At 72.2% G+C, this 13,401-nt stretch carries 13 protein-coding genes and 2 pseudogenes; 6 read left to right on the top strand and 9 right to left on the bottom strand.

From position 1 onward, the window contains the following. The coding region (locus ACFCV8_RS31960) for a hypothetical protein (protein WP_376688998.1) at positions 1–102 on the bottom strand (102 nt) is incomplete at its 3' end. A gap of 25 nt (positions 103–127) precedes the next feature. Continuing rightward, positions 128–1,342: pseudogene (locus tag ACFCV8_RS31965) on the bottom strand (MFS transporter); the annotation flags it as partial. Positions 1,343–1,466: 124 nt separating this feature from the next. Between ACFCV8_RS31965 and ACFCV8_RS31970 the strand changes: the two are divergent. Continuing rightward, positions 1,467–2,396, top strand: coding sequence for a LysR family transcriptional regulator (locus ACFCV8_RS31970; RefSeq protein ID WP_376688987.1), 930 nt, complete (start codon positions 1,467–1,469; stop codon positions 2,394–2,396). A 35-nt stretch (positions 2,397–2,431) separates the two neighbouring features. Here ACFCV8_RS31970 and ACFCV8_RS31975 read toward each other — a convergent pair whose 3' ends face one another. From ACFCV8_RS31975 to ACFCV8_RS31990, 4 genes are read right to left on the bottom strand one after another with little or no spacing between them, the layout of a single operon-like run. Next, a complete protein-coding gene (locus ACFCV8_RS31975; RefSeq protein ID WP_376688988.1) occupies positions 2,432–3,589 on the bottom strand; it encodes an XdhC family protein in 1,158 nt (385 codons plus the stop codon). Then, complete coding sequence (locus ACFCV8_RS31980; RefSeq protein ID WP_376688989.1) at positions 3,582–5,747, bottom strand: xanthine dehydrogenase family protein molybdopterin-binding subunit; 2,166 nt, start codon at positions 5,745–5,747, stop codon at positions 3,582–3,584. Before ACFCV8_RS31980 ends, ACFCV8_RS31975 begins: the two co-directional genes overlap by 8 nt. Next, on the bottom strand, positions 5,744–6,736 hold the full coding sequence (locus ACFCV8_RS31985) for an FAD binding domain-containing protein (protein WP_376688990.1): 993 nt from the start codon (positions 6,734–6,736) through the stop codon (positions 5,744–5,746). The genes ACFCV8_RS31980 and ACFCV8_RS31985 overlap by 4 nt, the downstream gene beginning before the upstream one ends. Then, positions 6,733–7,290, bottom strand: a complete 558-nt coding sequence (locus ACFCV8_RS31990) for a (2Fe-2S)-binding protein (RefSeq protein ID WP_376688991.1) — start codon at positions 7,288–7,290, stop codon at positions 6,733–6,735. The genes ACFCV8_RS31985 and ACFCV8_RS31990 overlap by 4 nt, the downstream gene beginning before the upstream one ends. 289 nt (positions 7,291–7,579) lie before the next feature. On the opposite strand from ACFCV8_RS31990, the gene ACFCV8_RS31995 reads away from it, so the two are divergent. Beyond that, entirely contained in the window at positions 7,580–8,146 is a 567-nt protein-coding gene (locus ACFCV8_RS31995; RefSeq protein ID WP_376688999.1) for a TetR/AcrR family transcriptional regulator, read from the top strand. Here the strand turns inward: ACFCV8_RS31995 and ACFCV8_RS32000 are convergent. After that, positions 8,143–8,598, bottom strand: a complete 456-nt coding sequence (locus ACFCV8_RS32000; protein WP_376688992.1) for an SUKH-4 family immunity protein — start codon at positions 8,596–8,598, stop codon at positions 8,143–8,145. The two genes, ACFCV8_RS31995 and ACFCV8_RS32000, sit on opposite strands and share 4 nt — an antisense overlap. Positions 8,599–8,680: 82 nt before the next feature. Between ACFCV8_RS32000 and ACFCV8_RS32005 the strand changes: the two genes are divergently transcribed. Together ACFCV8_RS32005 and ACFCV8_RS32010 are read left to right on the top strand one after the other, a co-directional pair. Further along, a complete protein-coding gene (locus ACFCV8_RS32005; protein ID WP_376688993.1) occupies positions 8,681–9,586 on the top strand; it encodes an aminoglycoside phosphotransferase family protein in 906 nt (301 codons plus the stop codon). A 67-nt stretch (positions 9,587–9,653) separates the two neighbouring features. Further along, positions 9,654–10,187, top strand: a complete 534-nt coding sequence (locus ACFCV8_RS32010) for a hypothetical protein (protein ID WP_376688994.1) — start codon at positions 9,654–9,656, stop codon at positions 10,185–10,187. Between the two features lie 210 nt (positions 10,188–10,397). On the opposite strand, the gene ACFCV8_RS32015 is transcribed toward ACFCV8_RS32010, so the two are convergent. Further along, positions 10,398–11,216 carry an alpha/beta fold hydrolase gene (locus tag ACFCV8_RS32015; protein WP_376688995.1) on the bottom strand — a complete coding sequence of 273 codons (819 nt, stop codon included), beginning with the start codon at positions 11,214–11,216 and terminating at the stop codon, positions 10,398–10,400. Between the two features lie 200 nt (positions 11,217–11,416). On the opposite strand from ACFCV8_RS32015, the gene ACFCV8_RS32020 reads away from it, so the two are divergent. Both ACFCV8_RS32020 and ACFCV8_RS32025 read left to right on the top strand, forming a co-directional pair. Next, positions 11,417–12,115 carry a DUF998 domain-containing protein gene (locus ACFCV8_RS32020; RefSeq protein WP_376688996.1) on the top strand — a complete coding sequence of 233 codons (699 nt, stop codon included), beginning with the start codon at positions 11,417–11,419 and terminating at the stop codon, positions 12,113–12,115. A gap of 62 nt (positions 12,116–12,177) precedes the next feature. Beyond that, positions 12,178–12,390: a DUF4287 domain-containing protein gene (locus tag ACFCV8_RS32025; protein ID WP_376688997.1), complete on the top strand. Its 213-nt coding sequence runs from the start codon at positions 12,178–12,180 to the stop codon at positions 12,388–12,390. A 143-nt stretch (positions 12,391–12,533) separates the two neighbouring features. On the opposite strand, the pseudogene ACFCV8_RS32030 reads toward ACFCV8_RS32025, so the two are convergent. Continuing rightward, positions 12,534–13,401, bottom strand: a pseudogene (locus ACFCV8_RS32030) (hypothetical protein); the annotation flags it as partial.

Consider the following 13,401-nt stretch of genomic DNA (forward strand, 5'->3'; position numbering starts at 1 on the left):
GTTCTTGAGGTCGTCACCCATGTTGCTCCACCACTGGGTGGAGCCCTCGGCCGGCTTGACGACCTCGGTCTTGACCTGCTTCTTCGGCAGCTCGACGACCAGCGCCTGCTTCCGCGAGCTTCCGTTTTTGCGACGGAGCGCTCGTACGCCGCGGAAGCAGGACCGGAGTCGCCAGGAGGACGATCCCGGCGGCGGCGATCGCGGGCCGGGTGCCGATCACGGCGGCCAGCGCACCCCACAGCGCGGTCATCGTGGCGATGGCGAGGCTGCTGCTCACCGACCAGGCGGAGAGGGTACGGGCGACCAGGCCGGGCTCCGTGTGTTCGAGCCGGTACGTCGCCAGCACCGGATTGAACACCGCGCAGCAGGTCACCAGGCCGAGCTGGACGAGCATGACCAGCACCATCCCCGGCACGCCGGGCCCGACGAACGCCAGCCCGACGGGCCAGCACGCACGCAGCACCCCGGCCGTGAGCATCACCTCGCGCTGCCCGAACCGTGCCACCGTCCGACGGGCGAGGCGGGAGCCGACCAGGCCGCCGACGCACGGCGCGGCGAACATCAGCCCGTACTGCCACGGCGAGAAGCCGAGATCGCCCAGCAGCAGGACGGCGAGCAGCGGTTCGGAGGCCATGATCAGACCATTGACCACGATCGCGTTGAACAGCATCGGGCGCAGGACGGGGTGGCCGAGGATGTGCCGCCACCCCGCGAGCAGGTCGCCCGCGCTCAGCCGCGACGTACCGGACCGCTCGGGGCGCGGCTCCGACCCGCCGACCGCGCGGATGCCCAACGCCGAGAGCAGGTAGCTGACGGCGTCGACGATCACGGTCGTCACCGGCCCGAACGCCGCGATCACGGCCCCGCCGAGCGGAGGTCCGACCATCGTCGCCGACCAGGTCGTCGACTCGAACCGGCCGTTCGCGACCAGCAGGTCCTCGGGCGGCAGAAGCCTCTTGAGATACGCGCCGCAGGCCGCGTTGAACGCGATGTTGGCGGCGGCCACCACGATCGACACGATCAGGAGCTGGGCGAAGCCGAGCCTGCCGAGCCAGTACGCCGCCGGGATGCTCAGCAGTGCCGCGAACCGCAGCAGATCCGTCCCCACCATGACCGGCCGCTTGCGGCGGAACTCCACCCACGGCCCGAGCGGCACCGCCAGCACCGCCCCCACCGCCCGCCCCGCTGCGGCCAGCAACGCCACCTGCGTCGGCCCGGAGTGCAGCACGAGCACCGCGATCATGGAGAACGCGCCGAAGCCGAGACCCGTCCCGTACGCGCTGACGGCGTACGCCGACCACAACCACCGAAACCGCCGTCCCAGGGCCCGTCTGCCCGTCATCCCCCACGCACCTCTCGCCGACCTGGACAACCACACGCTGACCGACGGAATCAAAGCGAGTGCCGGACCCTCGGGGCAAACAACTGTTCCACGCGGAAGTACAACCAATCGTTGTGCCGGTACGATGCGCGACGTGGATTTCGATGCCGTGCGCACCTTCGTGACCGCCGCCGACGCAGGACGGTTCCAGGACGCCGCCGCGGAATTTTCCATCACCCAGCAGGCGGTCTCCAAACGCATCGCGACACTGGAGAAGAACCTCGGCGTGCGGCTGTTCACCCGCACGTCCCGCGGAGCGAAGCTCACCATCGACGGCCAGGCTTTCCTGCCGCACGCCCGCGATCTGCTGCGGACCCGCGAGCGGGCGCTCGCTTCGGTGCGGCCCGGCCGCCGGGCCCTGCGCGTCGATGTGATCGGCCGGCGCCTGGCCCCGGCCGACCTGCTGCGCGACTTCCACGGAGCCCACCCCGAGATCGCGCTCGACGCCGTGACCCTCTTCGATGCCGACGCGGCCGTCGACGCCGTCAGGTCCGGCTCGATCGACGCGTCCATCCGGGCCGTCACGATGCCCGGCCAGCGGTTCCCCGAGGACGTCAGGAGCACCCGGGTCTACGACGAGCCCATCCAGCTCCTCACCGGACCGGCCCATGAGCTCGCCGCGGCCCGTTGCGCCGCCCCGGCCGACCTCGCGGGGCAGCGCATCTGGATGCCCGGAATCGTCCCCGGTACCGAGTGGGCCGCCTACTACGAGGCGCTGGCCGCCGCCTTCGGGTTCACCATCGAGGTCACCGGCCCCGACTTCGGGGTGGAGCCCCTGCTGGACACCATCGCGGACTCCCGGACACTGGCCACCTTCGTCGGCGAGCGGACCCGGTTCGCCTGGCCCGCCGACCACGGCCTGCGCCGCGTCCACCTGCGCGACCCCACCCCCGTCTACCCGCACTCACTCGTGTGGCACCTCGACAACCCGCACCCGGCACTCGCCGCGTTCCGCGATCACCTCCGCTCCGGCCGCTTCGACCACTCCGGCGCGGGGACCTGGACCCCGTCCTGACCGGGCCGGCCCCGGCTCCGGAGGCGCAGCACCGCTCACGCGGCCGACCGGGAGCGGGGCCCGCCCTTCTCGCCCCGTTCCCCTCCGTCGACGTCATGGTGGATGGGCATGCTCGCCCCGGTCAGCGGAACCCCCGTGCCGCCCCGGCGCGCCGCGACGATCTCCGCCGCGATCGACAGCGCGGTCTCCTCGGGCGTGCGGGCCCCGAGGTCGAGGCCGATCGGGGATCGCAACCGGGCCAGCTCGTCGTCGGAAAGACCGGCCTCGCGCAGCCGGCGATCACGGTCCGCGTGGGTACGGCGCGAACCCATCGCCCCGACGAACGCGACCGGCAGGCGCAGGGCCGTCTCCAGCAGCGGGATGTCGAACTTGGCGTCATGGGTGAGCACGCACAGAACGGTCCGTGCGTCGGTCCCGGTGCGCCGCAGATAGCGGTGCGGCCAGTCGACGACGAGTTCGTCGGCCTCCGGGAAGCGGGCGCGGGTGGCGAAGACCGGCCGGGCGTCGCACACGGTCACGTGATAGCCGAGGAACTTGCCCGCCCGTACGAGAGCCGTCGCGAAGTCCACGGCCCCGAACACGATCATCCTCGGCGGCGGCGTCCTCGACTCCACGAACAGCGTCACCCCGCCCGGGCAGAGCGAACCGCCCTCCGCGACCCCGACACACCCGGTGCGGCCGGTGTCCAGCATCGCGCGGGCCTCCGCCGCCGCGGCCCGGTCCAGCTCCGGGCCACCGCCGAGACCGCCCTCGAACGCCCCGTCGGCGCGGACCAGCAGAGCCCTGCCGAGCAGATCCGCCGGACCACCGGCCACCCGGGCCAGGGCCGCCGGCTCACCGCGGCGCGCCGCCGCGACCCCGGCCCGGAACACCGGATCGGCCGCACGCACCGGCGTCACCAGGACCTCGACGACACCGCCGCAGGTGAGCCCGACCGCGAAGGCGTCCTCGTCGTCGTACCCGAACCGCTCCCGAACCGTCCGCCCGTCCTGGAGCGCCCGTACGCACAGCTCGTACACCGCGCCCTCCACGCAGCCGCCGGACACCGAGCCGACGGCCGTTCCGTCGTCGGCGACGGCCAGGGCGGCTCCGGGACCGCGCGGTGCGCTGCCGCTGACCGCCACGACCGTGGCCACCGCGAAGTCCCGGCCCTCCTCGAACCACCGGCTCAGCTGTTCGGCGATGTCAAGCACTCCGTGCTCCTCCTCCCGCCTCCCGGCGCCGGACCTCCTCCGCCGCGCGCAGGACACGGTCCGGGCGGATCGGCAGATCCCGGTGGCGGACACCGGTCGCGTGCCACACCGCGTTGGCGATCGCGGCGGCCACGCCCACGATGCCGATCTCACCGATGCCCTTGATCCCGATCGGATCGCCGGGAACGGGATCGTCCACCCAGTCTGCCTCGATCAGCGGCACATCGGCGTGCGCGGCGTAGTGGTACCCGGCGAGGTCCGCGCCGACGTGGGCGCCGGTGGCCCGGTCCCGGACCGCCTCCTCGTGCAGGGCCATCGAAAGCCCCCAGGTCATGCCGCCCACCAGCTGACTGCGGGCGGTGAGCGGGTTGACGATGGTGCCCGCGGCGAAGACGCCGAGCAACCGCCGCACCCGCACCTCACCGGTGTCCGTGTCGACCGCGACCTGTGCGAACTGCGCCCCGAAGGAGTGGCGCTCCTTCGCGGCGAGGGCACCGACGGCCTCCGCAGTGTCCGACCGCGTCGTGATCCCCTCCGGCGGGACGACGCCGCCCAGAGCCATCCGCTCCCGCAGCTCGTTCGCGGCGACGGTCACCGCCCAGGCCCAGGAACGCGTCCCCATCGAGCCCCCGGCGATCGCCGCCGGACCCAGGTCGCTGTCGGCGATGCGCACCCGGACCCGGTCCGGGCGCACCTCCAGCGCGTCCGCCGCGACGAGGGCCATCGCGGTCCGCGCTCCCGTCCCGATGTCCGCCGCGTTGATCCGTACGGTGAAGCCGCCGTCCGGCTCCGCGGTGACGGTGGCGGTGGAAGGGCTGACCCCGGAGGGGTACGTGGCCGCCGCCGTGCCGGTCCCGAGGAGCCAGCGCCCCTCGCGGCGCAGTCCGGGACGGGGGTCCCGGTCCGCCCAGCCGAACCTGCGGGCCCCCTCCTCGAAGCAGGCCGCCACATTGCGGCTGCTGAACGGCAGCCCGGACACCGGGCCCCGCTCGGGCTCGTTGCGCAGGCGCAGCTCGATCGGGTCCACGCCGCACTTCTCGGCCAGCTCGTCGAGGGCCGACTCCAGGGCGAAGGAGCCCGGCGCCTCGCCCGGCGCGCGCATCCACGTCGGCGTGGGCACATCGAGCCGAACGATCCGGTGCCGGGTGTGGTGCGCGTCGGCGTCGTACATCACCCGCCCCAGTGCGGCGCTCGACTCGATGAACTCGTGCACGGTCGACGTGACACTCTGTGCCAGGTGCTCGAAGGCGCGGAAGCGGCCGTCCGCGTCGGCACCGATCCTGATCCGCTGAGCGGTGGGGCTGCGGTAGCCGACGAGGGCGAACATCTGGCGCCGGGTCAGCACGACACGGACCGGCCGGCGCAGGACCGTGGTGGCCATCACGGCCGCCACCAGGTGCGGAGCCAGCCCCTTCGAGCCGAAGGCACCCCCGACGTGCTCGGAGCGGATGCGTACGGAGGCCGGATCGAGGGAGAAGAGCTGGGCCAGCTCGCTCACCACCCAGGTGCTGCCCTGGTTGGAGTCGATGACATCCAGCCGGCCCCCTTCCCAGCGGGCCGTCGCCGCATGCGGCTCCATCGCGTTGTGGTGCTCCTCGGGGGTGGTGTACTCCTCGTCCACCACCACGGTCGAGGCGTCCAGCCGGGCCTCCAGATCGCCCTTCGTCGTCTCCACCTCGACCATTGGAGAGCTTCGAGGGGTGTAGGCATCCGGGTGGTCCGCCCGGAAGTCCACGTCGTGCGGCTCCGTCTCGTACTGCACCACCAGGGCCTCGGCGGCCTCCCTGGCCTGCTCGGACGTCTCGGCCACCACCAGCGCGACGGGCCAGCCGGCGAAGGGAACGCGATCGTGCTGGAACAGCCCGATCACCGGATTCGGCCGGCCCAGCATGCCCATGTAATCGACGGTGACGCGCGGTGCGTTCCCCTGGTGCAGCACGGCCAGAACACCGGGCATGTCCAGGACGGGGCCGTCCTGGACGGAACGGATCCGGCCACGGGGCACGGTCGACAGCACCAGCCAGCCATGGGCCAGTTCGGGGAAGGGCACCTCGCCCGAGAAGCGGGCCGCACCGGTGACCTTGTCGCGGCCCTCCAGGCGGGTGTGGGCGGAGCCGACGGCTCCGGTCGGGGCCTGGACGCCGGTGGTCGTGGTCATCGGGAGACCTCCTCGGTGAGTTCCGTCAGCACGGCCACGACAAGATTGCGTATCAGCGTCACCTTGTAGCCGTTGCCGGGAAGGGGAGCGGCGGCGGACAGTTCCGCATCGGCCGCCGCGGCGAAGGCCTCCGCGGACGCCGGTCCGCCGGTCAGCGCCCGCTCGGCGGCGCGGGCCCGCCACGGCCCCGACGCGACGGCCCCGAAGGCCAGACGCGCTTCGCGGACGACACCGTCCCGGACGGTGACGGCGGCCGCGACCGAGCCGGTCGCGAAGGCGAACGAGGCCCGGTCGCGCACCTTCCGGTACCGCGAACGAGCGGCTGCCGGAGCGGGCGGAAGAACGACGGAGGTGATCAGCGCGCCGGGCGGCAGAGCGGTCTCGATGTGCGGGGTGTCGCCCACGGGACGGTAGAACTCCTCGATCGGGACCTCGCCCGCCCCGCCGGCCGTCTCGTACGTGACGACGGCGTCGAAGGCCGAGAGGGCGACCGCCATGTCCGAGGGGTGGACGGCCACGCAGTGTTCGGAGGCGCCCAGGATCGCGTGGTTGAGGTGCTCACCCTCCACGGCGGGACACCCGCTGCCCGGGGAGCGCTTGTTGCACGGGGCGGCCACGTCGGTGAAGTAGCCGCAGCGGGTGCGCTGGAGCAGATTCCCACCGACCGTGGCCATATTGCGCAACTGCCCCGATGCCCCGGCCAGAACGGCCTGCGCCAACGCCGGGTAGCGGAGCCGGACTTCGGGATGGGCCGCCAGATCGCTGTTGGTGACGGTCGCGCCGATGCGTAACCCGCCGTCAGGGGTGGGCTCGATCCCGTCGAGCGGCAGCTCGCGTACGTCGACGAGCAGCGGGGGCCGCTCCACGCCGGCCTTCATCAGGTCGACGAGGTTCGTGCCACCGCCGAGATACCGGGCTCCCGGGGCGGAGCCCAGCACGGCCACCGCCCCCGCCACGTCGAAGGCGCGCTCGTAACCGAATTCCCTCATGCCACACTCTCCTTGTCCTGCGGGCCGGCCGCCCGCGCCGCCTGCTCGATCGCCTGCACGATCGACACGTAGGCGCCGCAGCGGCACAGATTGCCGCTCATGCGCTCGCGGATCTCGTCGGCGTCGAGTGCGGGTACCCCCGCCTCCGGCCCTACGTCGTCGGTCACCGCGCTCGGCCAGCCCGCCGCGTGCTCCTCGATCACCGCGATGGCGGAGCAGATCTGCCCCGGAGTGCAGTAGCCGCACTGGAATCCATCGAGATCGAGGAAGGCCTGCTGCACCGGGTGGAGCCGCTCCCCGTCGGCGACTCCTTCGATCGTGGTGATCACGCGCTCTTCGGCCGCGACCGCGAGCTGAAGGCAGGAGAGCGCACGCCTGCCGTCGATCAGTACGGTGCAGGCACCGCACTGCCCCTGGTCACAGCCTTTCTTGGAACCCGTCAGATCGAGCCGCTCGCGCAGTGCGTCGAGCAGGGTGGTGCGGTGGTCGACGGGCAGCGTGTATTTCTCTCCATTGATGTTCAGGGTGATGACACTGGACGTCGATGGGGTCATGAATCGGCCTTCTTTCGCGTGGCTGATGCGCGTCGAACAAGACGATCCCGGCGACTGCTCGGTATTTCCGGGAGGGACCGGGGGAGTGGAGAGGACGACAAGCGTGCGAGGAACCACTGACGATGGGCGATAGCCGGCCGCACCGGCCGGATCTGCCACTATGGTGAACCCAAACGGACAACTGTCCACTTGCTGTCGAACCTAGCGGACAGCTGTCCGCTCAGCAAGGACGGACTCGGCCGTGCCCTGTGGGGGAGGAGGACGAGTGCGGGACGGGAAGAGCGGGTCGATGCGCCCGGACGCGCAGCGCAACCGGGAGCGCATCCTGGAGGTGGCGCTGATCGAGCTGACGCGGGCGGCGGATGCCCCGCTGAGCGTGATCGCGAAGAAGGCGGGCGTCGGGCAGGGGACGTTCTACCGGAACTTCCCCCACCGCGAGGCTCTGGTCCTGGAGGTCTACCGCTACGAGATGCAGCAGGTGGCCGATGCCGCGGGCCAGTTGCTGAGGACCTGCCCGCCCGACCGGGCGCTGCGGGAATGGATGGACCGCCTCGCCCGGTACGCCATGGCCAAGGCCGGTCTGGCCGACGCACTGGGCAAGTCGACGGGCAGGCCCGGCGGCCTGGCCCGGCTGGGACACGGCCCGGTGACCCGGGCCGTCGAGCAGCTGCTGAGCGCGAACGAGCGGGCCGGAACCATCCGCCCGGGGCTGGCGCCGGAGGACTTCCTCCTGGCCATCGCCGGGCTCTGGCAGATCGATCCGCACAGCGACTGGCGGCCGCGTGCGGAGCGTCTGCTCGATCTGGTCATGGACGGCCTGCGAGCGGGAGCCCCGGGAGCCGAACGGCGCGATTAGACGCTCATGGCGTACCCCAGTTCCTCCGCGGCGACGCACCAGAAGGAGTTCTCGTCGGCGACCGCCGCCGCGTCGACGGCCTCGAACCGCGCCAGCAGGGCTTCGGAGAGCGCGTCCGCCGCCGCCTCGGCGATGTCCTCGAGGTCCTCGGACTCCGGGTCCGGCGCCGTGTACGCCTCCGCTTCCGCCGCGGCCCGGGCGTAGGCGCGGGAGCAGGCTATGAAGGCCGCGGCGCTGGAATTCACCAGATGCGGCGTGTCGTCCTCCGGCAGCCCCCAGAGCGAGCCGTCCGTGCGGCGCACGCCCAGCGCGCTCAGCCCCGGATCGAGAGCCACCAGGGCGTACAGCACTCCGTCGACCGTGTGTTCGGTGAAGGGAGCGGCCTGCCAGCTGCCGGGGTAGGGGCCGTCGGCGCATCCCGCGAGGAGTGAAGCGAGCGTCATGTCGTCCATGCCTGGAATGTAACGTCCGCCACTGACAGCCCCGCCGACCGTGCCGTCGTATCCGTCGAAATCCGGTGCGTAGGGTGCGGGGATGATCGAGGTACCGGAGGAGTTCGCGCGGGGCACGGTCGAGCGTGAGGGGCGGACCGGCGCGGAATGGTTCGCCGGACTCCCCGCGACGGTGCGGGAGTTGATGCTCCGATGGAACTGCGTGCCGGACGGCGGGGTCATGCACGGAGCCGTCGGGATCGTCGTTCCGGTACGGCGGCGGGCCGGGCGGGCGGCGGTGCTGAAGGTGTCCTTCCCGCACCCGGGCAACGTCCATGAGCCGGACGCGTTCACGGTCTGGGGCGGACGCGGTGCCGTGCTGCTGTACGAGCGTGCCGACGAGCACTTCGCGATGCTGCTGGAGCGGGTCGGGCCGTCCGCCCTGGCGGATGCCGAAGAAGGTGACGAGGTCGTGCGGGTCGCCGGGCGGATCAGCCGCCGACTGGCAGTCCCGGCCCCGCCCGGACTGCCGGCGCTCCGGGACCGGGCGGACGCCTGGGAGATCGAACTCCGTGAAGACGGTGAAGAGTTGGATCACGCATTGTCCCGGCGTGCCGTGGATGCGGCGGTGGCGACCGTCCGGGAGCTGGGCCGGGACCAGCCGGACACCCTCATCCACGGAGACCTGCATGCCCGAAATATTCTGCGTGCCGACCGTGAGCCGTGGCTGGCCGTCGACCCCAAGGGGCATGCGGGGGATCCGGCCTATGACGGCGGCACCCTCCTCAAGTCGCGGGTGCCGGCTCTTCTCGGAGCCGGTGACCTGGACAAGGGGCTGCGCCGTACCCTGCGCGTCTTCGCGGAGGCGGCCGAACTCGACCCCGAACGTGTCCGGCGCTGGGCCCAGTTCCACGCCGTGCAGGCCGCGTTCTGGGAGCGTCGACACAGGTCCCCCGCGGCATGCGGATTCGTACGACTCCTGGACGGCCTGGCGGAGTTGCTGATCTGAGGCACTGGTCGACTCTGCTTGGTAACTTTGGTTGTCAATAAAGAAGTTGGTAACTATGGTTGTCGGTATGACGTTGCCAGAGATCACCGCCGAGGAGCAGTCGGCCCTTGCCGGAGCCCTTCTTGACGCACTCAATCCGCTTGCCTCGGCCATGCGGGCCCGGGCGACCGGGCAACCCGTGGAGCGCATGTGGGACGCCGAGCCCGTCGAGGTGGCACTGTCGGTCCTCGCCGCATGGAAGGTGGTGGACGCGGAGGTCGAGCGGCTGACGGCCGTGGCGGCGCGGACCGCGGGTTCCTACGGTGCGAGTTACGAGCGGTTGGGTGCCGCCTGGGGGATCACCCGGCAGGGCGCCCGCAAGAAATGGCCCGACGCCGTCGACAGGGCCAACCCTGCGCCCGCGGAGCCCGGTGTTCTCGAACTTTTCGGCGGGCGGGCCGAGTTGATACCGGATCCGTCGAACGGCGGATGGCGGTGGTCCGGGACCGGCGCCGACGGAGTCCGGGAGGAGGCCGGCAACGCCGCGTGCTGCGCGACGAAGGAGGAGGCCGCCGCTCGGGCGGGCGCCTTTCTGCGGGAGCACTCCACTGCCCGGCCGTAGGGGTGTGGGGCGCCACGCCGTCGTTCCGGCGGCCCTGGCTGGTGGCATCCGACCTGCTGGAGGCCGGGTTCGAGGGCATCGGGAGCGGACGGGGGCGGAGTTCTGGACAGTGGTGTGTGAGCTGATCGCGGCCCGGGAGCGGTGAGGGAGCCGGTACGGCCGCGGTGAGCGGCCGCACCGACGATCCGTGACCCCGTGCCGGGTGGGCCGTCAGCCCTCGGAGGCGGTGCTCGGGCAGGTGTCGAGGAAGTTCGAGAGCAGCCCCAGGAGCACTTCGGGCTGTTCGAGGTGTACGTCGTGTCCCGCGCCCGGGATGCTGACGGCCTGCGTCCTCGGGCGGTCGGCGAGCATCCGGTCGGCCTCCCGGGGCGGGATGATGCCGGACTGCCCGAGGACGGCAAGGGTGGGACAGGACACCTCGGCCCACCGGTCCCAGAAGTCGCACCGGGCGTTCTCCGCCAGCGATTCGACCATCACGTCCCGGTCGAACCGGGGCCACCAGCCGCCCTCGCGCTGCTCCAGTCCGGCCGCCCACCCCTCACCGACCGGGCCGCCGCCGAAGAAGCCGACGGCCGCCGCGCGTGTGGTGAACGGCACCGGCCAGGCGTCGAGCCATCCGTCGATCCGGGCGGGCAGCTCGGGATCGGGGCCTCCCGGACCTGCCTCGACCAGCACGAGCGCGCGAACGAGTCCGGGGTGGGCGGCGGCGGTGAGCATCGCCGTGTGGCCGCCCAGCGACTGCCCGACCAGGACCGGCTGCTGGAGGCCGAGCTGGTCGAGCACGGCGACGACATCGGCGACGTAGGCGGCGCGGGAGACGTCGCCCGGGCGGCGCTCGCTGGCGCCGTGCCCGCGCTGGTCGACGGCGACGACCCGGTGCGCGGGGCTCAGCCGCCGTGCGACGGCGTCCCACTCGCCCGCGTGGCCGGCCAGGCCGTGCAGCAGGACGACAGGGGCGCCCGGCCCTCCGCTGTCGCGGCAGGAAAGCCGTACGCCGTTCCGCACGACGGTGCGTTCGGACCATGTCATGAGTCGCCCCTCCCGGGTATCGGCCGGGCGAAGCGTACTTCGGCGGCGCCGGACGTCGGTCCGGGGCGCCGGAACCCGTTCGGAACCTTGCCTGCGCATTCGCTTGCGAGTCGCCTCGCGGCCGTGAGTACTGGACAGTCCAGTTTCCTGATGGGTACTGTACCGTCCAGTTCCGACGCTTGCGATCCAGGAGGGCTCCCATGACCCGGACCGGCAGTGCCCCGGTCACCACCGATTCCGCGCCGTCGCCCCGGGGCGGCGTACGCGCCCTGCTGGCAGCGGGAGCCGCGGCGGGACCGCTGTTCCTGGGCGTGGGGGTGATCCAGGGCCTCACCAGGGAGGGCTTCGGCTTCACCCGTAACGCGATCAGCCAACTGAGCCTCGGCGACCTGGGCTGGATACAGATGACCAGCTTCATGGTCACCGGAGTGCTGATCATCGCCGGGGCGGTCGGGATGCGCCGTGTGCTGGACGATGCGCCCGGCGGCTCCTGGGTGCCCTGGCTGATCGCGGTGTTCGGGGCCTCGTTCCTGCTCTGCGGGGTGTTCGCCGCCGACGCGGGCGCCGGGTTCCCGGCCGGAACTCCGCAGGGGGCGGCGGGCTCCCTGAGCGGGCAGGGGGCCGTCCATATGCTCGGCGGGATGGCCGGCTTCCTCGCGTGGTGCGCCGCTTCCCTCGTACTGGCGCGGCTGTTCGCCGCCCGGGGGCAGCGTGGCTGGGTCCTCGCCTGCCGCCTCGTGCCCGTGGGAGTCCTCGCCGGGTTCGCGGGATCCTCCGCCACCGTCCTGGCCTTCACAGCCGGTGCGGGGCTCGGCCTGCTCTGGCTCACCGCGGTGTCGGCCCGGCTGCTCGCCGACGCCCCGTCGGTAGCGGCTGTCGGACGGGCCCGGCCCTTGTGACCGGGCCGACGCAGAGACACCATCCAAGATCATCAACGACGGACAGAAGAGGACAACGCGACATGACGGAACCGGTCAAGGGCCCTGCCAGCTACTTCCCCTCCATCGAGAAGAAGTACGGACGCCCCGTCGCGGAATGGAAGGACCTGATCCGGTCCTCGCCGCTGACCAAGCACATGGAACTCGTCTCGTGGCTCAAGGCCGAGCACGGAATCGGACACGGCCACGCCAACGCCCTCGTCGCGCACACCCTCGCCGAGGACAGCGGCAAGTGAGCGGGGATCCCCGCACCACTGAGGAATCCCGCTGACAGGACGGTGTCGCCGGACACGAGACCCGGCGACACCGCACGAGCCACCCCCGTGGCCCCGGCCCGCCGAGCCGATCGGTCCGGGCCGACGGGCGCACGCCGGTCCGCCTACCGGTGATCCGTCGGGTCCGTGCGGAGCCAGTGACGTTCGGTGGCCCAGCCGAGGAGCAGACGCCCGCCGCCGGTGTCCGGCGACTCACCGGCCGCCGCCCGGCGCAGGCCGGTCAGCGCAGGAGCCAGCCGCGCCGCGACGTGCCACGGGAAGCGGTCCGCCTCCGCGTCCAGCCGGGCGATCGAACGGGCCTGCTCCGCGGCGTCGCAGAGCGACAGGTGGAACACCATCTGCCGCCACGCGTACGCCACGTCCTTGATGGTGGACAGCGGCCGCGGATTGCCGTGTATCCGGGAGGTGAGCGCGCACACGGTGCTGAAGCAGCGCAGCGCCAGATCATCCCACCCGGAGCCCGGACCGATCCCGATCCGCGCGACCAGGGTGGCCAGATTGTGCGTGGTCAGGATCTGGGCCTGCTCGATCACCATTCCGCCGGATGCCACGGAGTGCCGCCGCCCGGCCCCGGCCGCCTCGGCCCGCACGGCGCACAGCCTCGCGAAGCCCGGTGAGGTACGCGCCCGGTGACCGCGGTTCAGTGAATCGCTCGCCTCGGTGACCGCGAGGTTGCGGACCGCCGCGCAGTCGACGGCGTAGTAGCGCTCGTACAGCGTGCCATGCAGCAGCTCGGCGGCGATCCGCGCCGATACGAGGTACTTCGCTGTGAAGGTGCCCATGAAGATGTCCGAGGCCAGCTCCTCGACGAACGGCACGCCCGCTTCCGCCTGCCGGGCCAGTACGCCTAGTTCGCGGACCAGCGGATTGGGCAGGATCGTGCCGGGAAACGCCTGCACGGCCAGCTCACCGAGCTGACGCAGCGCCGTACGCGCGGCCTCCTGCCCCTGGTCGTCGGCGCGGTGGCGGGCC

Origin of the sequence: Streptomyces sp. NPDC056347, assembly GCF_042262625.1 — a bacterium.
Taxonomy (GTDB): Bacteria; Actinomycetota; Actinomycetes; order Streptomycetales; family Streptomycetaceae; genus Streptomyces.